This is a genomic window from Pseudomonas sp. MYb541 (assembly GCF_037479595.1).
GTDB classification, from domain to species: domain Bacteria; phylum Pseudomonadota; class Gammaproteobacteria; order Pseudomonadales; family Pseudomonadaceae; genus Aquipseudomonas; species Aquipseudomonas canadensis.
The window spans coordinates 1-22,956 of sequence record NZ_JBBGYS010000011.1 but is presented as its reverse complement, the minus strand read 5'-3'; the positions used below and the strand labels follow the sequence as shown (position 1 = coordinate 22,956).

19 protein-coding genes are annotated in these 22,956 nt (G+C 58.8%); 10 read left to right on the top strand and 9 right to left on the bottom strand.

The annotated features are described in order from the left end of the window. Positions 1 to 24 precede the first annotated feature (24 nt). A complete protein-coding gene (locus WH299_RS08955; protein WP_126571462.1) occupies positions 25 to 2,676 on the top strand; it encodes a sensor histidine kinase in 2,652 nt (883 codons plus the stop codon). Positions 2,677 to 2,713: 37 nt separating this feature from the next. Further along, positions 2,714 to 3,403 carry a response regulator gene (locus tag WH299_RS08950; RefSeq protein ID WP_028619501.1) on the top strand — a complete coding sequence of 230 codons (690 nt, stop codon included), beginning with the start codon at positions 2,714 to 2,716 and terminating at the stop codon, positions 3,401 to 3,403. A 132-nt stretch (positions 3,404 to 3,535) separates the two neighbouring features. Here the strand turns inward: WH299_RS08950 and WH299_RS08945 are convergent, their stop codons facing one another. Then, entirely contained in the window at positions 3,536 to 4,573 is a 1,038-nt protein-coding gene (locus tag WH299_RS08945) for a patatin-like phospholipase family protein (RefSeq protein ID WP_028619502.1), read from the bottom strand. Positions 4,574 to 4,789: 216 nt separating this feature from the next. On the opposite strand from WH299_RS08945, the gene WH299_RS08940 reads away from it, so the two are divergent. The 3 genes from WH299_RS08940 (at position 4,790) to WH299_RS08930 (ending at position 6,762) form a co-directional block, all read left to right on the top strand. After that, on the top strand, positions 4,790 to 5,068 hold the full coding sequence (locus WH299_RS08940) for a hypothetical protein (protein ID WP_003172685.1): 279 nt from the start codon (positions 4,790 to 4,792) through the stop codon (positions 5,066 to 5,068). A 44-nt stretch (positions 5,069 to 5,112) separates the two neighbouring features. Beyond that, on the top strand, positions 5,113 to 5,874 hold the full coding sequence (locus WH299_RS08935) for a CHAD domain-containing protein (RefSeq protein ID WP_339550084.1): 762 nt from the start codon (positions 5,113 to 5,115) through the stop codon (positions 5,872 to 5,874). Positions 5,875 to 5,964: 90 nt separating this feature from the next. Beyond that, complete coding sequence (locus WH299_RS08930) at positions 5,965 to 6,762, top strand: acyl-CoA thioesterase (protein WP_339550083.1); 798 nt, start codon at positions 5,965 to 5,967, stop codon at positions 6,760 to 6,762. Between the two features lie 2 nt (positions 6,763 to 6,764). On the opposite strand, the gene WH299_RS08925 is transcribed toward WH299_RS08930, so the two are convergent. The 5 genes from WH299_RS08925 to WH299_RS08905 form a co-directional block, all read right to left on the bottom strand. Next, on the bottom strand, positions 6,765 to 7,127 hold the full coding sequence (locus WH299_RS08925; RefSeq protein WP_010566540.1) for an Mpo1-like protein: 363 nt from the start codon (positions 7,125 to 7,127) through the stop codon (positions 6,765 to 6,767). A gap of 138 nt (positions 7,128 to 7,265) precedes the next feature. Then, complete coding sequence (locus WH299_RS08920; RefSeq protein ID WP_339550082.1) at positions 7,266 to 7,679, bottom strand: hypothetical protein; 414 nt, start codon at positions 7,677 to 7,679, stop codon at positions 7,266 to 7,268. Next, the gene (locus tag WH299_RS08915; RefSeq protein ID WP_339550081.1) at positions 7,636 to 12,351 is read right to left on the bottom strand and encodes an RHS repeat-associated core domain-containing protein; all 4,716 of its coding nucleotides are present in this window, start codon (positions 12,349 to 12,351) and stop codon (positions 7,636 to 7,638) included. Before WH299_RS08915 ends, WH299_RS08920 begins: the two co-directional genes overlap by 44 nt. A 198-nt stretch (positions 12,352 to 12,549) precedes the next feature. Further along, positions 12,550 to 14,031: a methyl-accepting chemotaxis protein gene (locus WH299_RS08910; protein ID WP_126571120.1), complete on the bottom strand. Its 1,482-nt coding sequence runs from the start codon at positions 14,029 to 14,031 to the stop codon at positions 12,550 to 12,552. A gap of 96 nt (positions 14,032 to 14,127) precedes the next feature. Further along, entirely contained in the window at positions 14,128 to 14,934 is an 807-nt protein-coding gene (locus WH299_RS08905) for a TatD family hydrolase (protein ID WP_339550080.1), read from the bottom strand. Between the two features lie 236 nt (positions 14,935 to 15,170). On the opposite strand from WH299_RS08905, the gene WH299_RS08900 reads away from it, so the two are divergent. The 3 genes from WH299_RS08900 to WH299_RS08890 all read left to right on the top strand — a co-directional run bounded on the left by WH299_RS08900 (position 15,171) and on the right by WH299_RS08890 (position 17,686). Further along, a complete protein-coding gene (locus WH299_RS08900) occupies positions 15,171 to 16,592 on the top strand; it encodes a transglycosylase SLT domain-containing protein (protein WP_122725134.1) in 1,422 nt (473 codons plus the stop codon). A gap of 103 nt (positions 16,593 to 16,695) precedes the next feature. Continuing rightward, a complete protein-coding gene (locus WH299_RS08895) occupies positions 16,696 to 17,130 on the top strand; it encodes a DoxX family protein (RefSeq protein WP_028615629.1) in 435 nt (144 codons plus the stop codon). A gap of 247 nt (positions 17,131 to 17,377) precedes the next feature. Further along, a complete protein-coding gene (locus WH299_RS08890; RefSeq protein WP_016975361.1) occupies positions 17,378 to 17,686 on the top strand; it encodes a hypothetical protein in 309 nt (102 codons plus the stop codon). Between the two features lie 4 nt (positions 17,687 to 17,690). Here WH299_RS08890 and WH299_RS08885 read toward each other — a convergent pair whose 3' ends face one another. Genes WH299_RS08885 through WH299_RS08875 form a run of 3 tightly spaced genes read right to left on the bottom strand, consistent with a single transcriptional unit; the run spans position 17,691 to position 21,085 of the window. Then, on the bottom strand, positions 17,691 to 19,421 hold the full coding sequence (locus tag WH299_RS08885; RefSeq protein WP_339550079.1) for a Gldg family protein: 1,731 nt from the start codon (positions 19,419 to 19,421) through the stop codon (positions 17,691 to 17,693). 15 nt (positions 19,422 to 19,436) lie between these two features. Beyond that, on the bottom strand, positions 19,437 to 20,162 hold the full coding sequence (locus tag WH299_RS08880) for an ABC transporter permease (RefSeq protein ID WP_123476920.1): 726 nt from the start codon (positions 20,160 to 20,162) through the stop codon (positions 19,437 to 19,439). Continuing rightward, positions 20,159 to 21,085: an ABC transporter ATP-binding protein gene (locus WH299_RS08875; protein ID WP_339550135.1), complete on the bottom strand. Its 927-nt coding sequence runs from the start codon at positions 21,083 to 21,085 to the stop codon at positions 20,159 to 20,161. The genes WH299_RS08880 and WH299_RS08875 overlap by 4 nt, the downstream gene beginning before the upstream one ends. Positions 21,086 to 21,303: 218 nt before the next feature. Here WH299_RS08875 and WH299_RS08870 point away from each other — a divergent pair, with 218 nt between their 5' ends. After that, a complete protein-coding gene (locus tag WH299_RS08870; protein WP_339550078.1) occupies positions 21,304 to 22,293 on the top strand; it encodes a hypothetical protein in 990 nt (329 codons plus the stop codon). 113 nt (positions 22,294 to 22,406) lie between these two features. Beyond that, positions 22,407 to 22,880 carry a transcription elongation factor GreB gene (gene greB, locus WH299_RS08865; protein ID WP_016972352.1) on the top strand — a complete coding sequence of 158 codons (474 nt, stop codon included), beginning with the start codon at positions 22,407 to 22,409 and terminating at the stop codon, positions 22,878 to 22,880. Positions 22,881 to 22,956: the final 76 nt, after the last annotated feature.

Here is a 22,956-nt window from a genome sequence, read left to right as displayed (position 1 = left end):
CAATACCTGAAGGACACTGCCCGCATGAGCGACTCCGGCCGCGCCGATGCCTTATTAGCCGATCTGCCCCGGGACGGCCGTGGCCGGCTCAAAGTCTTCCTCGGCGCCGCGCCGGGGGTGGGCAAGACCTATGCCATGCTCCAGGCAGCGCACACTCAGTTGCGCCAAGGCGTGCGGCTGATTGCCGGTGTGGTCGAGACCCATGGCCGCGCCGAGACCGAGGCCTTGCTCAGCGGCCTGCCGCAACAGCCTTTGCTGCGCAGCGAATACCGTGGCGTGATGCTTGAAGAAATGGACCTCGACGGCCTGCTCGCCGCCAAGCCCAAGCTGGTGCTGGTGGACGAGCTGGCCCACAGTAACGCGCCCGGCAGTCGCCATGAAAAGCGCTGGCAAGATATCCAGGAATTGCTCGCCGCCGGCATCAACGTATTCACCACGGTCAACGTCCAGCACCTGGAAAGCCTCAACGACCAAGTGCGCGGCATTACCGGCGTGCAAGTGCGTGAAACCCTGCCGGACTGGGTGTTGCAAGAGGCTGACGAACTGCTGCTGATCGACCTGCCTTCCCGCGAGCTGCTGGAGCGCCTGCGTGACGGCAAGGTCTATGTGCCCGAACAGGCCCGCGCGGCCATCGATGCGTTTTTCACCCAGACCAACCTCATGGCCTTGCGCGAGTTGGCGATGCAAACCGCCGCTGCCCATGTCGATGACGATTTGGCCCAGGGCTATCGCCAACTCGGCCAGGCCGCTCCGGCGGTGCGTGGTCGCTTGTTGGTGGGGGTGGATGGCGATGCACAGGCCGAGCGCCTGGTGCGGCATGCCAGCCGGGTTGCTCAGCGTCGGCATTTGCCGTGGAGCCTGGTGCATATCGATAACGGCCGTGCGCGCGATGAGCAGTCCCGTTTGCGTTTGCAGAATGCTCAGCAACTGGCCGAGCGTCTGGGGGGCGAGGTAGTGCTGCTGCGGGCGGGGGAGGTGGCCAAGACGCTGATCCAGCACGCCGCTGAACGTCGCGCCAGCCTGTTGCTGGTGGGACAGTCGCGGATGCGTTGGCGGCGTCGCTTGTTTGGCGGTGGCCTGGCTGCACGGTTGTTGCGAAATGCACGCGGCCTGGAAATCAACGTCCTCGACAGCGACGACATCCCGGCGCCACCACGCTTGCCGGATGTACGTGGGTTGGTGTGGTTCGATTATGCGCTCGCGGTGGTGGCGACGGTGGTGGCGGCTGCGGTGGCGTGGGCGGTGTCCAGTGTCCTGCCACTGCCGAATATCTCGCTGGTGTTTCTCGCCGCCGTGTTGCTGGTGGCGGTGCGCAGTAGTTTGGGGCCATCGCTGGTGTGCGCGGCGTTGTCGTTCCTGACCTATGACTTTCTGTTTATCCCGCCGAATTTTTCCTTCGCCATCCAGCGTGAAGAAGACGTATTGACGCTGTTGTTCTTCCTGCTGATGGCGGCGCTGACCGGCAACCTGGCCGCGCGCCAACGCCGCCAATTGCAGGCGTTGCGCGACACTCAGGAAGAAACCAGCGAGCTGCTCGACCTGTCGCGCAAACTCACCGCTGCCACCGATCGCCAGGCGGTGGTCAGCGCGGCTGCGCATCATTTGGAAGGCTGGAGCGACCTGGACCTGTGCCTGGTCAATCGTGATGGGCAGGGTGGTTGGACGATCGAAACTGGTGGCCCGCTGACCCTCACCGAGGCCGAGCGCGCCGCGGCTGATTGGGCTTGGCAGCATGATCAGCCGGCGGGTATGGGCACCGGCACCTTGCCGTTCGGGCGTTGGTGGTGGTGGCCGTTGTCGGGCGAAGAGGGCCCGCTGGGGTTGCTGGGTGTCAGTCCAAAACCCGGCCTGGAGTTGAGCGGACAACGCCGTCGATTGCTCACGGCCTTGAGCCAACCGCTGGCCCAGGCTTTGGCGCGTGCGCAACTGGCCCAAGAGTTGGAATCCGCTCGATTGCACGGCGAAACCGAGCAACTGCGCAGTGCCTTGCTGGCCTCGGTGTCCCACGATTTGCGCACGCCGCTGACGTCCATGCGCGGTAGCATCGACAGCCTGCTGGCGCTCGGTGAAGCCATCCCGCTGGAGGATCGCCGCGAGTTGCTTGAAGGCACCCGTGATGAAGCTGAGCGCCTGGATCGCTATATCCAGAACTTGCTCGACATGACACGCCTCGGTCATGGCGCGTTGAAACTGGCACGGGACTGGGTGTCACCGGGGGATATCGTCGGCAGCGCCCTCGGCCGTCTGCGTGCGGTGCTGGCGCCGTTGCAGGTGAACACCGATGTGCCACCTGAGTTGCCCTTGTTGTATGTGCATGCCGCGTTGATCGAGCAAGCGTTGGTCAATGTGCTGGAAAACGCCGCACGTTTCTCACCCCCGCAAGGCCGCTTGCAACTGAGCGCCGGCGTTACGGAAAATCAGCTGTTTTTCGCCGTGGCCGATGAGGGGCCAGGCATTCCCGAGGAAGAACGGGCAAAGATCTTCGACATGTTCTACACCGCCGCCCGAGGCGATCGTGGTGGGCAGGGCACGGGCCTGGGCCTGGCGATCTGCCAGGGCATGGTCGGGGCCCACGGCGGACATATCAGTGTGGCCGACGGTATCGACGGGCGTGGCACCTGCATCACCTTGTTCCTGCCGTTGCCGACACAGCCTGGCCTGGAGCGCGAGGCATGAGCTACCCTGTTTTCTTCACGGATTTTGATGGGGCACCATGAGCCAGACCGCGACGATTTTAGTCATTGATGACGAACCGCAGATCCGCAAATTCCTGCGCATCAGCCTGGCCTCCCAGGGTTACAAAGTGATCGAGGCCGGCACTGGCAACGAAGGCTTGGCCCAGGCCGCGTTGAGCAAACCGGACCTGCTGGTGCTCGACCTCGGCCTGCCGGACATGGATGGCCAGCAAGTGCTGCGTGAATTTCGAGAGTGGTCGACGGTGCCGGTGCTGGTGCTGTCAGTACGCGCGAGCGAAGTGCAGAAAGTGGAAGCCCTCGACGGTGGCGCCAATGACTACGTCACCAAACCCTTCGGCATTCAGGAGTTTCTCGCCCGCGTGCGCGCCTTGCTACGCCAGGCGCCAGCGGGCGAAGCCCAGGAAGCGGCCTTGCGTTTTGGCCCGCTGACGGTGGACCTGGCTTATCGTCGCGTGCTGCTGGACGGTGCCGAAGTGGCGCTGACCCGCAAGGAGTATGCGGTGCTGGCGCAATTGGCGCGGCATCCGGGGCGGGTGATTACCCAGCAACAATTGCTCAAGGACATCTGGGGGCCGACTCATACTGAAGACAGCCACTACCTGCGCATTGTCGTGGGCCACCTGCGGCAGAAACTGGCAGATGATCCGACCCAGCCGCGGTTTATCGTGACCGAGGCGGGAGTGGGGTATCGGTTGTTGAGTGCTTAGAGCGTAGGCGTCTGGCCGGGCCTCTTCGCGGGCAAGCCCGCTCCCACATTCGACCGAGTTTCTTCAGGCTGTACGCGGTCAACTGTGGGAGCGGGCTTGCCCGCGAAGAGGTCATCAGCAACACCAACTCTTTCAGCTCTGCTCACTTTCGTACCGGTCCAACGTATCACTGGCGATTTCCCGCCCGAGCGCGATCAGCTCCGGCGCTTTGTAGAACTCGAAAAACCGACAGACCCGCTTCGGTACGTTGATCAGCACGTCGGGTGGGTAGCCGGCAATCTTGTACTGCGCCAGCGACGTCTGCATCACCTCGAAGCTCTGGTTGATCAAATCCAGCAGTGACGCCGGGCCGACGTTATCGATGATGAACGAGCCGGTCGCTGATTTTGGTGCTCCCGGCTTTTCCGGTGCGGCGGCGGGTTGTTGGGATTCCGGCTCGGCCGACTCCAACCACGGGTTGATCTCCGCCGCTTGGGCTTCTAAGGCTTCCTGCTCCAACTTCATTAATTGTTCGGCCTGTTTGCGGCGAAATGGCAGGTGCGAGCCGAGTGACTTGGCCAGGTTGTTAAAGCGGCTCTTGAAGGCGGGCGGGCGCTGGATCACCGGCAGATGGTAGTGCTTCTGGTTGGTGGCGTTGAGGTTGACCGCGATGATCAAGTCGCAATGGCTCGACACCACCGGCACGATGGGCAGCGGGTTGAGCAGGCCGCCGTCGACCAGCATGCGGTTGCCTTGCATCACCGGGGTGAACAGGCTGGGAATCGCCGCGGAGGCGCGCATGGCCTGATGCAGGCAACCTTCCTGGAACCAGATTTCCTGCTGGTTGGTCAGGTCTGTGGCGACGGCGGTGTAGGGAATGCGCAGCTCTTCGATGTTGATCTCGCCGACAATCTTGCGGATCTGCCCGAAGACTTTCTCACCGCGAATCGCCCCCAGGCGAAAACTCACGTCCACCAGACGCAGCACGTCGAGGTAATCGAGGCTTTCAATCCAGTTCCGATAATCATCCAGCTTACCGGCGGCGTAGATCCCGCCGACGACGGCCCCCATGGAACAGCCGGCGATACAAGCGATGTCGTAGCCGCGCCGCTCGATTTCTTCGATCACGCCGATGTGGGCGTAGCCCCGGGCCCCGCCGGAACCCAGCACCAAGGCAACACGCTTCTTCATGGTCCATGTCCTCCCCAAGGCAGGGTCTCACAATGCACCCATTGAGGGGGCGGCTTCAATCTTCGCGGGCGACCTGCGAAATTTTTCCAGAATAGCCACGGTGCTCGGGTATGCTCTGGTCTGTAGGTACAATCGATTTCAGGCTAAGGACAGGCACTTTTCCATGTAGGCAACGTCTACAACGTACGACTGTTTTTTCTTTTTGAGGTGTCATCGATGAAAGCCTGGATGTGTGTACCTGTGATCATGCTGGCCCTGGCCGGTTGTGCCGGGAAGACCGCATACCGCGACAGCTGCGGCAGCCAATTGGACGCTGCCTGGAAGGAGCTCGATCTTGCCAAGGCTGAAGGCTTTGCTGGCACGGTGAGCTACTCTAAAGCCTTGTCGCTGCTGACGGGCGCCAAGACCCAGCAACAGTTTGAAGCGTTTGAAGGCTGCTCCAACAAAGCCGAGAAAGCGCGGTTCTATATTCGTGAGTCTCGCGCCGGGCGTTGACCTGCAGCAGCGAGTAGGATTTTTCATCAGGCAGTGAGGGCAGGATGTCAGCTTTGGTCGATCAGTTAGTCGCTCAGGTCATTGGCCTGGAAGTAGGGTTACTGAGCTGCCAGGCTCGCCTCGCCGCCGTCACCGACGATGAAGCCTTGCATGACCTGCGCACCACCGTGCGCCGTCTGCGCAGCTTGTTGCGCCCCTTGCGGGGATTGCCAGGGGTGGAACAGCTTGAGTTGGCCGCCAGCACCGTCGGCCAATTGACGACGCCGCTACGTGACCGTGAGGTGCTGGCGGCGTATTTGCACCAGCATGGTCATCACGAGGCCGCCAACCGTCGCCTGCGTCTGCAACCTGAGGCCTATCGTCAGGTAGCGCAAAGCCCGGAGCTTGCGCATTTGCTGCTGATTCTGGATGCCTTTCCGCGTTTCATCCGTGCTTCTGAGCATCAGAAATTGCTCAAAGGCCTGCGCCCACGCATTGAAAAACGTCTGGCCAAACAATGGCAGAAACTCGGTGAGGCCTTGAAAGACCCAGATCATGACCGACACCGCCTGCGGTTGTTGATCAAGCGGGTGCGTTATGCCGCCGAAGCCTATCCCGAATTGGATAAGTTGCCGGCCAACGCGATGTCGCGCCTGAAAAAAGCCCAGGGTGCTTTAGGCGATTGGCACGATTGCTGGCAATGGCTGGCCCAAGCTGAGCTTCAGGCGGATCTGCAACCTTGTGTTGCGGTGTGGCATCGCACCATGGCCAAGGCAGAAGGGCAGGCGGACCGCGTGCTGGATAAACTCAGCGCCGATTGTCTCTAAACCGGTCCGGCTTTTGGCCGGAATAGGCGCTGTACCTGGCTGGCCCGATGGTTAAGATCCCTCACCTGTTTCTTTTGATGTGAGACCGCCATGCGCTTTAGTGATTTGCTCGACGCCGCCCGCAGCAACCCGCTGGATGTCACCGTCCCCGCCGAATGGGCCCAGGGCCGCGCGACCTTTGGTGGCCTGGTGGCTGCCTTGCAATACGAAGCCCTGCGCGCCCAGGTGCCAGCCGATCGTCCGCTACGGTCGCTGGCCATCACCTTCGTCGGCCCTGTAGCGCCGGACGTTCCTGCCAGTTATCAAGTCGAAGTCTTGCGCGAAGGCAAGGCCGTCAGCCAATTGCTTGGCCGTGTGGTGCAGAACGGTGAAGTGGCGACACTGGTACAGGCCAGTTTCGGTGCGTCCCGTGAGTCGGAAATCGCGGTTGAAAGCGAAGCGCCGCCGGTGTTCAAACATTGGGATGAATGCCAGGAACTGCCCTATATCAAGGGCGTTACCCCCGAGTTCATGCGTCATTTGGCGATGCGCTGGAGTGTCGGTGGCTTACCCTTTACCGGCAATAAATCCCGGGACATGGGCGGTTGGGTTCGTTTACGCGGCGATGTCAAAGAAGAGCCCCTGACTGAGGCGCATATCCTTGCTTTAGTCGACGCCTGGCCCCCAGCCTTGCTGCCGCACCTGAAAAAGCCGGCTCCTGGCAGCACCCTGACTTGGACTATCGAATTCATCCAACCCTTGCAGGATCTGACGACCCTCGACTGGTGCCAGTATTACGTCAACATCGAACACGCCCGCGATGGCTATGGCCATGCCGCTGCCGCCCTCTGGAGCCCGACCGGCGAGTTGATCGCCATCAGCCGCCAGACCGTGGTGGTCTTCGCCTGACCTCAATGTCGGTGGCGCTGCCGCCAGGCGCGCCACCAGCCGCCGCTTAGTACAAAGCGCGGAAAAGTCACGAACTGCTCGACCACCAGGCGCTGCACCGCATCTTTACGGTCACTGAACGGCTCACTGGCCTGGGCTTCCAGGCTATGGCCATGACGCTGCAACGCCAAGCCGGCCAGAATCCCGACCACACCCACGGCAAAACTGGCCAGGCTCAGGCTGAAAACCCCGGACACGATCAACAGAAACCCGATGATGAACAGCGGCACGGCAATCAGGTGCAACGCCAGGTTGGTCGGGTGTTGGTGGTTCTGCGGGTAATTACGCCATTGCCAGGCGGGGAGATTGGGGTGACGTTTGCCCATGATGGTGAATCCTCTGTCCGTTGAAATAGCATGGAGAGAGTTTAGGTGGGGTTGGAGGAGGGGGCGAATTGGGGCTGGCTATGGGGGTCATAGACTGCAAGCTCCTGCCATGTAAACGACTGCTCGGTTTTAAGCTTTTCAGTGAAAGCTGGCGTCGATTCTTTCGACCGTTAATTTTACATAATGCTCGTTAAGTTCTGGATGGTCATAATGTATGCCTTCGTCGCTCAGCGATGTGAAGGTGAGAAGTTTATCGTCATAGAGCTCGCCGTAAAGGATATAGGAATAGCCAGGCCCTATCTTTTCGGCCAACACGCCGCTCGGCTCAGCACGCTCAAGCACATAATCGTCAGGAATGTTTATGGTCAGCTCCACGTCATAGAATTTCCCAACTTCTATTTGATAGGGGCAGTAACTAATAAAGCAATTTATGATCGTCCCCTCTATGAGCAGCGTAATATCTTCTTGTATCTGATCATTGAGTGCTAAAACGCGTACTCTCTTATAGTTATTTGTTGTAAGGTCTGATTGTTTTGTCAGAGGGGTTGCCATTTATCATTCTCCAGAAGTCTTTTCCGCTTTTGGTATGCAGAGTAGTTATATGGCCATTTGTATTCGATCCTGCAAAAGCAAATTTGGCCTGCCCTGTCCTATTTGTTCCCATAAGTAAAACATATCCGGTCGTTGGAGTGTCCCTATACAAATATTGCACGGGCGTGCCATTGCTTACGACATGACGTGCAGCGAGTAGATATTCGTGACTATTTTCTACTCGAAATTCAGTTCCGTGCTTGTCGTAATGCTCGTTGAGTTTTTTCTCGTTGGCAAACTCTGTCGGACGTGTTGATACAGCAGGGCTACTGGGCTCACCTCTCGTTGCGGTGATGTTGTCTGCTGGCTCTTCTATCCGAGCTTGCGATTTGCATATGCCTCCTTCTGGGCAATTACTTAAGCCCAAAGGGTCAACCCAACCAATCGGGTTGGGCACGTACTGGTACGCATTGATCCCACCCGCCAGCTTTACCGGGTCCGGCGTCAGGTAGCGGCCAATATCCGGATTGTAGTAGCGATGACGGTTGTAGTGCAGTCCGCTTTCCAAGTCGAAGTATTGACCTTGGAAACGCAGTGGGTTGTCGATTTTGTTGATGTCTAGACGGCTGATTTCGCCATAGGCGCGGTAATGGGCGGACCAGACGATTTCGCCATCCTGAGCGGTGAGTTCCTGTGGGGTGCCCAGGTGGTCAAGTTGGTAGTGGTAGTGCCTGGTTTCCTTTGGACCAAGACCTTCCAGCAAGGCTAGCGGACGGAAGCTGTCCGGTTCGTAAAGGTAGCTGCGGTGGCGCTCCGCGTGGTGTTCGGCGATGAGTTTGTCGCCTTGCCAGAAGAACTCGGTGGTAATGCCATCAACAGTTTTGCTGATACGGCGGCCAAACGGGTCGTAGCGATAGCTGGCGGTCTGGCCGTTGGGTTTTTTGATGCCGATCAGGCGGTGTTGGCAGTCGTAGCGGTATTCGGTGACGAGTTGATGGCCTTTGCCGCGTCGTTCGCGGATAAGGTTGCCGAAGGCGTCATAGTCGTAATGATGGTCGCCTTGGATCATCAGGCGATTGCCGGCCACGATGTCCGGGCCCGGGCGGTCTTGCATGAGAACGTTACCAGCCGGGTCGTGGCCAAAGCGTTCCTGCACGTGTTGGGAGTGGTCGGCGCGGGTGAGGCGGTTTAGCGGGTCGTAGTGGTAGTGGTGTTCACCTTTACGGGTGTCGAGCAGGCGGGTGAGGTTGCCGGATGTGTCGTAGTGGTACTGGCGTCGGTAAATAGCACCTTCGATGTCGCACAGGCCGTGGTTGAACAGGCGTCCCTGGTCGTCGTACTGATAACTGCTGAGCAGCTTTCCTTGGCCTCTTTGGTGTTCTCGACCTGTATCGAATAGATGAGTGGTGAGCGTTTGCCCATTGACCTCGACTTTTTCGAGTTGGCCGCCTTTGGCGTGGTTGAACGCCACCCGGTTGTTGTCCGGCAGGCGTAGGTTGTTCAGTTGTCCGCAGGCGTCGTAGCCATAGCGCAGCGTGCCCCAGCCTTGGTGTTCGGCGGTGAGGCGGTTTTGGCTGTCGTACTCGTAAGCCAACGCCCAGTGGCCATCTTCGACGCTTAAGAGATTGCCCTGACGGTCGTAGGCGTAATCGACCAGGTTGCCGTCGGGCAGAGTTTTTCTTACGAGTCGGCCGGCGTGGTCGCGCTCGTAGCGGGTAAGCAACTGACTACCGTCATCACCGTGTTCGGTCTTTTCTTGCAGGTTGCCGTTGAGGTCGTAGAGGTAAGCTGTGCGCTGGCCGTCAAAGCCGGTTTCCTGTTGGATCAGGCCATTGGCGTGATACTGGAGTCGGTAGGTTTCGCCCACCTCGTTTTCGATCTCGGTGAGCAATAACCGCACATTGTCGTAACGGTATTTGACCTGAGTGCCATCAGCGTTGATGCGCCGGCTGATCAGGTGCAGGCCGTCGGCGTATTCGTAGCGCGTGACGTGGCCGAGTTCATCGCGCTCGGAGGTGATTTTTCCGTATGCGTTGTAGCTGTATTCCCGTTTGGCACCGCCGGGCTGAGTCAGTTTTAGCAAGCGGCCTGCGGCGTCCCATTGATACTGGGTCAGCGCGCCATGTTCATCCTCGCGGACAACCTGTCGCCCCAGATCGTCATAGCGATAACGCTTGACTCCGCCATTCGGCAACTGCTCTTCAAGCAACTGCCCACGCTCATTCCAAACCAGCCGATGACAGCTGTGATCCGGCAACCAAACCTGCGTCAGTTGCCCGCGTTTGTTGTAGCTGTACTCAGTCGAATGGCCGTCAGGATCGGTCCTACGCGTAACGTCGCCCTGGTCATTACGCTCATATTTCCAAATCGCCTGACCCCGCCTTACAACCCGTACGAATCCATTGTCATGCTCGTAGGTCGTCGGCTCATCATCCCCCGGAAACACCGCCACCAAACGTCCGGCTTCGTCGTACTGGTAGGCCGTGATCGCCCCCAGCGGACCCTGCTCAACCGTCAGCCGGCCTTTGTCATCGTAGGATTTGGAGTGCTCAGCCCCATCCGGATCCACCCGCTGCACCAGCCGCGCCCGTTGGTCATGCACGTAGACTTCCTGGCTGCCATCGGCGTTGAACACCGTGACCTGCCCGTTGTCATCCCAGGCATACCGCGTGTCCATCTGCGAAAAACTGGCCCAATGCCGGACACATCGTGCGGCCTTGCCAGACCTTTCCCACTCCCAGAAGAAACTCGCCCCACCAGCCAGTCCACGCTCAAGAATGACGTGTTGCTCGTCGTACCGATAAACCTCGCTTTCGCCTACCGCATTGGTCGCAGAAACCAACCGACCCGCCGCGTCATAGGCGTAGGAAACAACGTTCTGCTCCGTCACCCAGACAAACGGACCGTCATCGACGGCCCGCTCAATCTGGTAGTCCACCGCCACAATGCGACCCAACGCATAGCGCAAGAACAACGAGCGCCCGACGCCGTTATCCAGCCGCTCAATCTGCCCCAGGTAATTGCGAGAGATGCGCAACCGGTTGTCATACGCATCGCTGATTGCCGTCAGCACACCGTCGCGGAAGTGGTAGAAACGTGACGACTGAGCCAACACCAACTCATCGGGCAGCGACCCCAGGTAGATCGCCGCTTCAGCCAGGCTATTGGTGATCGCGGGCCGAGAAACCGTGGGCAGGGGCAGGGTAGTCGACCGATTCTCATGATCGGTCCACACCACCGAATCCCCGGAAACACTCAGCCGATGCGCCAGCGAGTGACTCCAACCAAACCCCAACCCACAATCCACTTCCACCGCGCTGGTGCGATACAACCGGGTCCACTCAAACGGCAAAATCCCGTCCAGCGCACCATCGGTGAGGGTGAGCAGTTCCTCACCCGTGACCATCGACACCGGGCAGCCGTTGGTGGCCGTTTTGTCCGAAGAATCAGCCGCATCCCCAGCCGGGTTTCGAGCAGAAGCTGGCGCATCATCCACATGTTCCTGGCGCACCAACACCGTTCGCTGGGACTTGTCCCGCACCACCGGCACCGCGTTGGAAACCACCTGATCCCCAGCCTTCAACGGCACATCCGGAACCGTCCGAATCGGTGTCGCCGGGCTACCCAGCAACAGCGGCTTGGCCGTTTCGACATGCGCGTCCAACCGAGGCCCAACCAACTGATCGGCCAACATCGCCAGCCACTTGCGCACCCGACCCGACTTGATATGCCCCAACACCTGCATACCCAGCCGAACCTGCACGCCCATGCCCCGCGTCGCCCAGATCAAAAACAGATTGATCAGAATCTCGCCGGTAATCTCGCCCACCAGTTCATACATATCCGGCGGCGGTAGCATGCGTATCCAGGCGACCATTGCCGACAGATAGATGAACAGCAGCGGCTCATCGCTGAGCACCAGCAGGCCATGGGCGATGGCGTCCTTGCCCAGTTTCAGTAGCTCGTCCAGCTCGACCTGGGTGATGTACTTCAGCAACTTCTCGCTATTGGCCTTGAGGTCCGCCAACAGGTCGTACAGCTGTGTGACGTTATCCCAGAGGTTGTAGAGCGCCTTGCCAATCCCACCCGCCAACGCCACGCCTTGCATCGCACTGCGCTCGAACGGCGTGGCGTTGGCGAAGTCCTTCCATCGCGGTTTGAAGGTCTTCGTCCATTCATCACGCAAGCGCTGTTCCAGCCCGTCGATCACCGACTGATAAGACGCATACAGCGCTTTGACGTGTGCCTTGGAAACGTTGGGATAAAAAGTGATCTGGTAACGCTGGTCGCGGACGCAATCGTTGACTTCAAGAATGCCGCTGGCGTCGATGGTTCGACGGATAGGGTCACCGAATGGCGTGCCATCCGACCCGATGGCTTGCAGCATCACCGGCGTATTGCCGATGGGCACAAACCGCGTGCTTTCAAACATATGCACCAGGGTCAACGAGCCCTGGGCCTTGCAAACGGCCACCGTGCGATTGGGTTTTTTGGAAGACGCGGGAGCGACGAGGGAAACTTCCTGGCCGACCTTGAACACCTGCTCCACGTCCAGCGCCGAGCCGCTCCAGAAGCTCTCGGCCCATTCGTCAAATGAGCTCAGGCACGCGCTGAAGTCACGAAAGACGCTTTCCACGTCCGGCTTTTCGGCATTCATGGGCGACAGGACGAACTGCGCAATAACCGGAATCATGAAACGGCCCCATTGAGCGGGGCACTGATAGAAAGGTGCATCGGCGGTCCCTCGCGCTGATTGGTCAGGCGAGAGACTTTGGAGAGGTTGGCTGAGAAAAGAAGTCGGCGTTATTCGCCGAGAGGGCTAGGAAGTTTCGCCAAAACTTCGGGCAAACCGAGGCTGTGTTGTAGGCGGTGGATTGCAGGGTGAACAGTCCTACAGCTTCAACTGCCCAATCGCTTTGCTCAACTCCCCGGCCAGGGTGGCCAGTTCATTGCTGGTGGTCGCCGAGTTCACGGTCTGCTGCACGGTGTTCTCGGTTACGTCGCGAATGCTGACGACCGCGCGGTTCATTTCTTCGGCCACGTGGCTTTGCTGTTCGGCGGCGACAGCGATCTGGGTGTTGCTTTCGCGCATCTGCGCCACGGCACCGGTGATTTCGGCGAGGGCGGCGCCCGCTTCCTGGGCCTGCTGCACGCAGTCGTCGGCCTTGAACGAGCTTTCCTGCATGAAGTCCACCGCGTCGCGGGTGCCGGCTTGCAGGGCCGAGACCATGCGGGTGATTTCGTCGGTGGAACTTTGCACGCGCTTGGCCAGGTTGCGCACTTCGTCGGCGACCACGGCAAAGCCACGACCCATTTCCCCGGCGCGGGCGGCTTCGATGGCGGCGTTGAGGGCGAGCAGGTTGGTTTGCTCGGCGATGCTGTGGATCACGCTGACCACGCCGTTGATTTTCTGGCTGTCCTCGGCGAGCTTCTGAATCATTTCGGCGGTTTGTTGCACACCGGTGGACAGGCCGGCAATCGAACGTTGCACGCGGGTGACCACTTCCTGGCCGCTACCGGCAAGGGTGTCGGCGGTCTGGGACAGATCCCTTGTGGCGCCTGCGTGCTGGGCAATGTGATAAACCGTTGCAGTCATTTCGTTGATGGCGGTGGCGGCCTGGTCGGTTTCGCTTTGTTGGCCGAGCATGCCGTGTTGCACCTCGTTCATGCTGCTGGCGAGGCGCGCGGCGCCGTCGTCCAGCTGTTGGGCAGTACGCGCTACGGTGCTGACCACTCTCTGGTAGCCGGCCTGCATCGCGTTGAACGCGCTGGCCATCTGGCCGACTTCGTCCTTGCACGCCAAGGGCACGCGGGCCGACAGGTCGCCGGTTTTCTCTACGTGCAGCATCACGTCCTTGAGAGTGTTGAGTTGGCTGAGCAGGAAGCGGATCAGCAGTTGCGAGGCACCGAGCATCGCCAGCATCAGGATCATGACCGCTACCGCATAGTTGGCGAAGCGCTCTTCGAACACCTGGCTCAGGCTGGGCGCGTAGGCAAGGACGGCAGCATATTGACCATCAGGGCGGGCGACGACTTCGGCGCCCATCAGCGGGTTCTCGCCGAACACAGGCATGTGATTGAGCTCGATCCAGCCCGTGGCGCTGCCCAGGGCTGACAGATCCTGGTCGGCCAGTTGTGGGACTTGGCCGCGTTTGAACGACAGCCAGTGCTCGCCTTTAGGCAGTGCTTCCCCAGCCGGCCAGGCGTCAAGCAGCCGCGCTTGTGCCTGCGCAGAGGCGTGGGAGGCTGTGCTGCGCGCCTGTTGTTCAAGCTGCACGGCATACAGCACCAGCAGCAGGGTAGTAATGAAGGCGACCGCGTTGACGGCCCAGAATTTGTATTTCAGCGAGATATTGCTAAGCCAGGCACCCATGGAAGGTTTTCTCTGATAGCGGAAACAGCATTGGCAAGGTGCCATTATTGTGCCGCTATTCAGGGAGACGGTTTTGACGTGGGTCAATGCGCCGCATCAATCCACTTCAGGCAGCCCAAAGAAGCGGCGGGCGCATGCCGTGCTGTTACGGGCGAGGTCTTCCATGCTTTCGTTGCGGTGCAGGGCGACTTCGCGCAGGACTTCCGGCAGATATGCCGGCTCATTCCGGCCATTTTTCGGTTTGGGGCGCAGGGTGCGTGGCAGCAGATAGGGGGCGTCGCTCTCCAGCATCAGACGGTCACGGGGGATTTCCCTGACCAGTGGATGCAGGTGTGTCCCACGGCGTTCGTCGCAAATCCAGCCGGTGATGCCGATGTGCAAGTCGAGGTCGAGGTAGCTGAACAACGCCGCCTGTTCACCGGTGAAGCAATGCACCACGGCGGCGGTGAGGTGGTCGCGGTAGTCCTTGAGAATTTCCAGCAGGCGCTGGTTGGCGTCACGTTCGTGGAGAAACACCGGCAATTTCAGCTCGACGGCCAGGGCCAGGTGTTCTTCCAGGACTTTTTCTTGCTGCGGGCGCGGGGAAAAGTCCCGGTTGAAGTCCAGCCCGCATTCACCCACCGCACGCACGCGGCTTTCGCTGAGCAAAGCGCGCAGACGCTGGGCGCTGTCGCCGTTCCAATCGCTGGCGGAGTGGGGGTGGATGCCGGCGGTGCTGAACAGGCGTTGGCCGCTGTCATCGAGTTTTTCGCACAACGCCAGGGCCTGTTCGCTGCCCTCGATGCTGGTGCCGGTGAGCACTAATTGCTGTACGCCGGCGGCATAGGCGCGGTCGAGTACCGCCTGGTGCTTCTCGTCGAAACTGGGGTTGTTCAGGTTGACGCCGATATCAATGAGTTGCATGGTGCTATCTCCGCCTGCGGCCGGAAAGCATATCAGAGCTGTAGATTTATAAGAAAAACGAAGAACTACAAAGAGTTATAGCTGTCTTTGAACGTCGCAAGTGACATTGTGGTCGGCCAGCCGCCTTTCACCCTGCCACCGTTGCGCGCCTTGCCAGCGCATAAAGCGCTCTGTTTCTGACTCCCACCGCCTCGTTTTTCGCGAGGCGTTGGCCAGTATTCTTTTCCGGAGAGCGGATGATCCGACCCTCGGCGTTGCTTATGTTGTGCCTGACGTTGCTGCTGCCCATGGCGGCGGTCGCGCGTCTGGACGGGCCGCTGGAAGTCACCAAGCCCAGCAAGGTCCGTGACCTGGCGGAGATTCGCTCCAGCCGCACCCTGCGCGTATTGGTCAACCAGAGCCGTAACAGTTCCGGCGAGGTCCAGGGCCAGGCTATTGGTGTCGAATACCATCGCCTGCGCGCTTTCGAGCAATACCTCAATGGTCATGCCCGCGATGGCCAGGAAATCAACCTCAAGATCATTCCCAAGGCCAAGGACCAGTTGCTCGGCGCGCTGGCCCGTGGCGAAGGCGACCTGGTGGCGCCGGGTGAATTGCTCGATGTGAAGGCCGCGCACAAGATCAGCACCAGCGACCCGATTGTCAGCGATGTACCGCTCTGGCTGGTGGGTGTGAAGGGCGAGCGGCGTTTCACCAAATTGGAACAACTGTCTGGTCGCACCCTGGCATTGACCACCGGCAGCGCAGCGTCGGACGCCATCAGCCAGGTCAACCAGAAACTGGCCCTGCACAAGCAACCGCCGGTGAAAGTGGAGTGGGTGGACCCGACACTGGCGGTGGAAGATGTACTGGAAATGGTCCAGGCCGGCATTTTTCATCTGACGATTGTTGAAAAGCCGATTGCTGAACGCTGGTCGAAAATCTTGCCCAAGTTGCGCTTCGATAAGCAGGTGGCGATCAGCGAGCCGGGCGACGAGTACTGGTTCGTGCGCCAGGATGCCTCAATGCTGCGGGCCAGTATTGATCGATTCCTCAAGACCTACCGGACGCCTTCCGACCAGGATGTGGCGTTCCAACGTATCTACCGTCGCCTCTATCAAGTACGCAATCCACTGGCCCGCGTCGACCGTCAGCGCCTGGAAAAACTGCGCCCGGTGTTGCAAAAGCACGCACGCGAGCAGGGCATGGATTGGCTGAACCTGGCGGCACTCGCTTTCAAAGAGTCGGCGCTTGATCCTGGCGCCCGCAACAGCGGCGGTCCCACCGGCCTGATGCAGATCACGCCCTCGGCAGCGCAGCGAGTGGGAGTCAACAATATCGAGAGCCTCGACAGTAACGTGCAGGCCGGCGCGCGCTACTTGGCGATGATCCGCCGCAAGTTCTTCGCCAGCCCCAAGCTCAACGAGCGCGAGCGCATGGCGTTTGTGCTGGCGGCCTACAACATGGGGCCGGAGCGGGTGCAGGGCATGCGCACCGAAGCCAAGCGCCGGGGGTTGAACCCCAATCAGTGGTTCTTCCAGGTTGAGCGTATTGCCATGGAGCAGGTAGGGATGGGCGGCGTCAGCTATGTTAATAGCGTCAACAAGTACTATTTGGCGTTCGATCGGGAGCGGGAGTCTCTGGAGCCGCCAGCGCCGAAAATCGCCTCACGGAAGTAATCGATTTTATCGATGTTAATCAGGCATTTTTTCGGCTTTTATCATTACCTAAACTGATTAATATAGCGGCCAATCAACCCCTACTTAGAAAAGGATTATCACGATGAGCCCACTGATCAAAAGCATCCTGTCCACCCGCGCCGGTTACGGCCTGACCATTCTGCGTATCGTTGTCGGCATAATCTTTGCCGCCCACGGTTCGCAAAAACTTTTTGGCTGGTTTGGCGGCTACGGCCTGGCGGGTACTGCCCAGTGGATGGAAAGCATTGGCCTGGCGCCAGGTACCCTGATGGCATTGCTGTCGGGTGGCACCGAATTCTTTGCTGGTTTGGCTTTGATCATCGGCCTGCTGGCTCGTCCTGCGGCATTGGGCCTGACCATTCTGTCGCTGGTGGCGATCTTCTCGGTACACATCCATAACGGCCTGTTCATGGCCAACAACGGTTATGAGTTCGCCCTGGCCTTGCTCGGTGGCTCGCTGGCGGTACTGCTGGAAGGTGCTGGCAAGCTGTCTGCGGACCGCGCCATCGCCAACTGACCCCCGTAGAACCTTCAAGAGGCCCGCCCTGTGCGGGCTTTTTGCTGATCGGGATTCTTGACACCGCCCCACCGGCTTCTCTAGGATGCCGCTCATGCGCCGATTTAAACAGCTAATTGCGGGGCGCCATGGGTGATCGTTATCGGTCCCGACAGAAGCATGTTCCATGCTTCGAAATTCCGCTAAAGCGCTGGTTCGGTGTTGCCTCTCACCTGCCCGCAGACTTTTGAGGCAGAGACACGACACGATGAATGCACTACGCCCACTGATACGCCTGGCCCCGATCACCGCGGACCTCACTCAACGCAATCCTAAAATTCTCTTGGGCGGCAAGCACCAGCCGACGCTGTTGCGCTACCTGGACGGCTGGCCGCGTCGTACGGGCCGACCATCCGCGTTCCTGATCCAGTTTGTCGAAGATGGCGATTCTCTTGCGCGGTTTGCCAGCAACAGTTTTGACCTTGCGGTAATCCAGGCGCCCAGTGCTGGCGACGCCGATGAGGTCATCCGTCAGTTGACCCGCATTGCCCGGCAAGGGCTGATCGCCCGTCGTTGAGCGTTCAGTGAATGAGGTTGCCGGCTTTAAGCCGGCGACGGCGTTGGCCCAGAAAGACCAGCCAGGCGATCAGGCATAAGGTCACGGGTATCGCAAAGGTCACCGTCAGTTTTATAACCCACTCCAATCGACGCACCTGGGCATATGCTTCGTGCTCCAGGGTATGCAGTTCCATGGGCAAGCGCAGACGCTCCTTGTTGAGTGCCTGCAGCTGAGTGGTGGTGTCCACTGGCTGGGTGCCAAGGGCGGTTGTCCACGGACTAAGCCGCTGCCATTCCTGCTCAGTGCGTTGCAGGCGCCGCTCCAGTTCTCCGGCTTTCAGACGATAGGCCTGTTTCGCGACGTTGCGCATGCTCTCCAACCTGTTTGGCGACGTTTCCCGAGGCGCGCGCGGACGAATGGCGGCGAGTGTGTCGGGGACGGACAGGTTGTCGAGGGTATTCAAGACAAACAACGCGTTGCCGTCGGGCGCCGAATCGTTGACCTTATCCATGAGCATGTCCGTATCGGCAACCACTACAACATGAATGTGTGCCGCTTTCTGCAAACCGGGCGGCTGCCCCTTGATGCCATCGGGAAACACCGAATAGCTCGGCCCCTCGATACGCGCAGCAATCACATGCTGTCGTTCTTGCTTCGATGCCTCTTCAATCAATGCGTCGATCGCAGCCGCGCTTGTGAGGCCATTAACGTCCAACAAGACAGACTGTTCGGAACTTTGCAGGAGCGGGGTGAAGGTCGTGCGGCTCTTGCTCAGGGGGGAGAGGGCGCCACTGCTCAATACCGTCACCCTGCTGAGGTTCCATGTGCTGATGTCATGGGTGTTCATTGCCTGTCGAGGCAGGTTCAATCGGACCTGATTGGGCGCGCCCTGTGTCTCCCTTGGCGTGTAGACGTCGTCCACCACCAACTGGTCCGCCGGCATCTGGATACCCCAGGCGGCCAGCAACTCGCTCAGCCGAGTGTTGCTTGGAGGGAGGTTTGGGCGTTGCTCAGTCAAAGGGTCGATAAACATCATCAACCTGCCGCCCTTCAATACAAATTGTTCAATGGCATACACAGTTCGCTCAGGCAACGCCTGAGGGTGCACGACCATCAGTGTTTTGATCTGCTGGGGGACGGATGCGGCAGCCGGTTCCAGATTGACCAGGTCGAATTCCTGCTGCAGTTCCTGCAACAGCCGGCTTGCGGATTTGTCCATCGCCACTCCCGACAATAGCGCAATGACCGGGCGCTCGGGGTGCTGCAATTTATACAGCAGATGACCGATTTCATACTCAAGCAAGGGCTCCTGGTCGAGGCTGAAGGAGCCAATACGTCGTACACCGTGACCAACACGGGTGCCGATAAGGCCGAGAAACCCAGCATTGTCGTCTAACCCGGACAGTCGGGCTTTATAGGCATCCTCCGAAAAAGGGGCCGGCTCAATAAGGTGCAGGTTAATCATGCCGTTGGCCGTTTTCTCGTACTCCTTGAGCAGGTCTTCAATACGCTTGCTGTAGCGTTGCACCGCGTAGCTTCTTTTCGGGTCGTTGCTGGAGTTGAAGTAATACAAGTCCACTGGGTCTTCCAGCGTAGTGAGCAGCTGTTTTACCGCAGGCGCGAAGGTATGAATTTTGTGTTCAGAAAGATCCCACCGTATATCAGGAAGTTTGCCTATCCAAACCAGGTTGAACGCTAGGAAAAGCAGGAAGGTGACGGCGAGTGTCATGCTGGTGCGCAGCGAGGACCGCATTGAGGATTTCCCTTCTCAGCTGTGTTTATAGTTGAGTTTGACTATCGTCGCAGTGAGAAAGGCGAGGATCATACTGATGAAGTAAAGCGTGTCACGAAGTGTGAGTTTCCCATCATCGATGCTGCTGAATCGCAAAGTAGGGCTGAGGGCTGCCAAGCTGTCGATTAATCCGATAGGCGCTTGATGTTCAAGTGAGTCCAAGATGGAAGAAAGACCACTGGCTGTCAGAAGCAAGCCCAGGGTCAGTGCGAAGATAACCGTGCGCTGGCGTACAAGCGTACAGATAAAACAACCGACCGACAGATAACTTCCCGCCAGCAACCAACTTGCGAAAAATTGCGAAGCAATAACGCTGTTATCGATCCTGCCCAAGTAATTGGCAATGATGACGAGAGGAAGCATCAGCAATAGGGCTGTGCCTACCACCAGCCAGGCAGCGAGGAATTTTCCAATCACCCATTCATAGCTGGTGATGGGCATGGTTTTCATCAGCCCGAGAAACCCTGCACTGCACTCATCCGCCCAGAGTCGCGTGGCCAAGGCGGGAATCAGCAATAAGTACAACCAGGGGTGAAATTGGAAGAATACCTGCAAGTCACTGCTGTTCTGTTCCGGCCACTGGCTCATGTATCTTGCCAGTGTCACTGACAGGATGAGAAAGACGGCAATGTGCAGGTAAGTACTGGGTGTGCTGGCATAGCTGGCGAGCTGGCGCTTTAAAATGATGGGCAGTAGTTTCAAAGGGGCGCCTCCTGGCTCAGGTGGTGGACCACATCATTCAGGCGACCTGGTTCCAGGCTCAATGAGTTGATTTTCCAGCGGCGACTGGCAATCAGCGTGTTGATATGGGGATAGATGGTGTGCCCCGGCATGGCGAGTACCGTCACTGTACCGGGTGCATGTCGATGCTCTTCGATGCCTGCCACGCCGGGCAGTACGGCCAAGGCCAGCAGATCCAGTGGAGTGTCCGCGGCCAGGGTCACTGCCTGGAAATGACGTGAGTCGCGTTGTAGATCGGGCAGTGGGGTGTCGGCGACCAGGCGACCGCCCGCGATGACGAGTGCGCGTGTGCACAACTCGGACAGTTCATCGCAGTGACGAGAGGCGATGATCACTGTCATTTCTTGCGTCAATGACTGGATAAGTGCCCTGAAGGAATGCTTCTGTTCAGGTGCGAGTCCTTCGGTTGGCTCATCCAGCAGTAACAAGGCAGGGCTATGCAGGACGGCCTGGGCGATGGCGACTTTGCGTTTCCAGCCGATGGAGAGGGCATCGAGGGGGGCATCGAGCACCGGAAACAGATCCAGTCGCGCCACAGTCTGTTCCAGCCGCGCGCGTTTTTCGGCGCCGTGGAAGCCGCGAACGGCGGCCATGAATCCAAGGAACACTTTGACGGACATCGTTGTGTGGCCAAGGTCCATGGACAGTTGATAGCCAACGAGTTGCTTTGCTTTAAGTGCACGGGTTTGGATATCCAAACCCTGGATGTTTATATAACCGCTGGACGGCTGCGTTGAACCTGCCATTAGGTCGAGCAGAGTTGTTTTGGCCCTATGATCCTTCCCGAACAATCCCAGGCATTCTTGTTGATTGGCGCTGAATGAAAGGTCGCTGAGTATAGTTGTGTTACCCGTGTGTTTTGTCAGATTGCTTATTTCGATCATTTTTTTACCGAAAAAGTTTGGCATGACGTAGGGGGCGTTAAAAAAGGGTACGGGTAATGGCCGTTTTTGGGAACGCCGATAACTCTTAATAAGAGAAGTCCTACGCGCCGGTTGGGCAGGCCGCTGAAACAATGTGATAGGTTGCGGAATGTCCAATTTTTGAATGTTTATTTGTTATTTAGATAAATTTTCTGCCCTGCTCAGTGAGGCCTAATAGCATGATGCTGCTACGTACCCTTGTTCTTGAACGCGATGGCCAAGATGCTCCGGTTAACGGTGCATTGCTCTGTGGCTTTGCCGTAGGTCAGACGGCCTCCAACTTTCTTGTCTATAGTCTGGATGAGGAAGTAGAACCGGAAAGTTCCAGGGTTTATATCGCTTCGTTACGTAAGAAAGTTGACCGATACTTCCTGGGTGGAGTTGAGTCACGAGAAGATTTGCAGTTGGCGTTGCATGTGTTTAAGCAAATTCTGACGTTGGCCGCTTCGGGGATGAAGGCGGGCGGAGTGACGGAAACCCAGGTGCCCTATCATTTTGTCGACTTGAAAGGCTGCAAGCTGCCGCCTGCCAGGCCCGAGGACCATCATTCGGTAATCATCAAGAAGGCGCTGGTGATGAAGGTGATCACCCTGGGCATGTCTGCGCCGACACTGCCGGCGATTGAAAACGCTTCAGTGATCGTGCCGTCCATTCGTTTCTCGTCGCAAATGACCTCCCCTCCTGCTAGAGGGGGCAGAGGATCCGAGAATCCCCATACGCCTGTGGATGAACATCCCGTTGAGGAGATTCGACAGAGGCCTGTCGAAGCGCCCATCGTCAGGGCGCACGCCTCACCTGCTATCCAGCCTGAACTCGATGTACCTGCGCCACCGAAGCACTCGCCAGCCGCGGACCACAGCACGTTGTTCGAAGTGGACAGCACGTTGACCAACCTTGCCCGTGTAGCCCAAGAGTTGACCCAGCAAAAACTCGCGGCAATCGAACGGGAGGCGGCACTTGAGCAATGGCAGGCGCGATTGCAGCAGGAGCAAGGCCAGTTGGAAGAGAAGGTTCGAGCACTGGAGCAGCGCATCACTCAACTGCAAGAACAGTCGCTCGCGGTCAGCCAGAGAACAGAGTCTTTGAAGGTGATGACGTCGCACGTGTCGGGCTTGCGACAGAACCTGCGGGGCATGCTGCTTGAGCTGGACCAGGTGTTGGATAACTAGACTGGTCTGGCTACTTTCACGGGTTCATTTATCATCAACGCCAGCCAGCCGAAGGCCGGGTTTGAAATCCGGGCGTATCGGCACCTGTGGACACTGCCTGGGGATGTAAGCGTTTGAGTACCAAGCTGATTACCAAAGAGGGTCATGAAGCGCTGAAGAAGGAGCTGGATTACCTGTGGCGCGAAAAGCGCCCGGACACCACGCGCAAAGTGACCTGGGCGGCCTCGCTGGGAGATCGCAGCGAAAACGCCGATTACCAGTACAACAAGAAACTGCTGCGTGAGATCGACCGTCGCGTGCGTTACCTGCGCAAGCGCCTGGAAGACATGCGGGTGGTGGAGTACATGCCCGAGCAAGAGGGCAAGGTGTTCTTCGGCGCCTGGGTGGACATCGAGAACGAGCAGGGTGAGACCAAACGATTTCGCATCGTCGGATATGACGAAATTTATGATCGCATGGACTACATCTCCATCGACTCACCCATGGCCCGTGCGTTGTTGCGCAAGGAAGTAGACGATGAGGCCATCGTGCAGACCCCGGGTGGAGAAGTGTGCTGGTGGATCACCGGCATTGAGTATGTGAAGTGAGCAAAATCGGGCCCCCGTGAGTGGTGGAAGCGGGCCGGCAGGTTTATCCGTAGGCTATGACGGGCAGCGGGGGGGC

Coding starts and splice junctions, on each gene's coding strand:
- WH299_RS08930 (WP_339550083.1), top strand. CDS start 5,965: ATGCGCTTTAGTGATTTGCTCGACGCCGCCCGCAGCAACCCGCTGGAT.
- WH299_RS08905 (WP_339550080.1), bottom strand. CDS start 14,934: ATGCAACTCATTGATATCGGCGTCAACCTGAACAACCCCAGTTTCGAC.
- WH299_RS08875 (WP_339550135.1), bottom strand. CDS start 21,085: ATGATCGAAATAAGCAATCTGACAAAACACACGGGTAACACAACTATA.
- WH299_RS08925 (WP_010566540.1), bottom strand. CDS start 7,127: ATGGGCAAACGTCACCCCAATCTCCCCGCCTGGCAATGGCGTAATTAC.
- WH299_RS08885 (WP_339550079.1), bottom strand. CDS start 19,421: ATGCGGTCCTCGCTGCGCACCAGCATGACACTCGCCGTCACCTTCCTG.
- WH299_RS08890 (WP_016975361.1), top strand. CDS start 17,378: ATGAATGCACTACGCCCACTGATACGCCTGGCCCCGATCACCGCGGAC.
- WH299_RS08900 (WP_122725134.1), top strand. CDS start 15,171: ATGATCCGACCCTCGGCGTTGCTTATGTTGTGCCTGACGTTGCTGCTG.
- WH299_RS08955 (WP_126571462.1), top strand. CDS start 25: ATGAGCGACTCCGGCCGCGCCGATGCCTTATTAGCCGATCTGCCCCGG.
- WH299_RS08910 (WP_126571120.1), bottom strand. CDS start 14,031: ATGGGTGCCTGGCTTAGCAATATCTCGCTGAAATACAAATTCTGGGCC.
- WH299_RS08870 (WP_339550078.1), top strand. CDS start 21,304: ATGATGCTGCTACGTACCCTTGTTCTTGAACGCGATGGCCAAGATGCT.
- WH299_RS08895 (WP_028615629.1), top strand. CDS start 16,696: ATGAGCCCACTGATCAAAAGCATCCTGTCCACCCGCGCCGGTTACGGC.
- WH299_RS08945 (WP_028619502.1), bottom strand. CDS start 4,573: ATGAAGAAGCGTGTTGCCTTGGTGCTGGGTTCCGGCGGGGCCCGGGGC.
- WH299_RS08920 (WP_339550082.1), bottom strand. CDS start 7,679: ATGGCAACCCCTCTGACAAAACAATCAGACCTTACAACAAATAACTAT.
- WH299_RS08940 (WP_003172685.1), top strand. CDS start 4,790: ATGAAAGCCTGGATGTGTGTACCTGTGATCATGCTGGCCCTGGCCGGT.
- WH299_RS08950 (WP_028619501.1), top strand. CDS start 2,714: ATGAGCCAGACCGCGACGATTTTAGTCATTGATGACGAACCGCAGATC.
- WH299_RS08935 (WP_339550084.1), top strand. CDS start 5,113: ATGTCAGCTTTGGTCGATCAGTTAGTCGCTCAGGTCATTGGCCTGGAA.
- WH299_RS08915 (WP_339550081.1), bottom strand. CDS start 12,351: ATGATTCCGGTTATTGCGCAGTTCGTCCTGTCGCCCATGAATGCCGAA.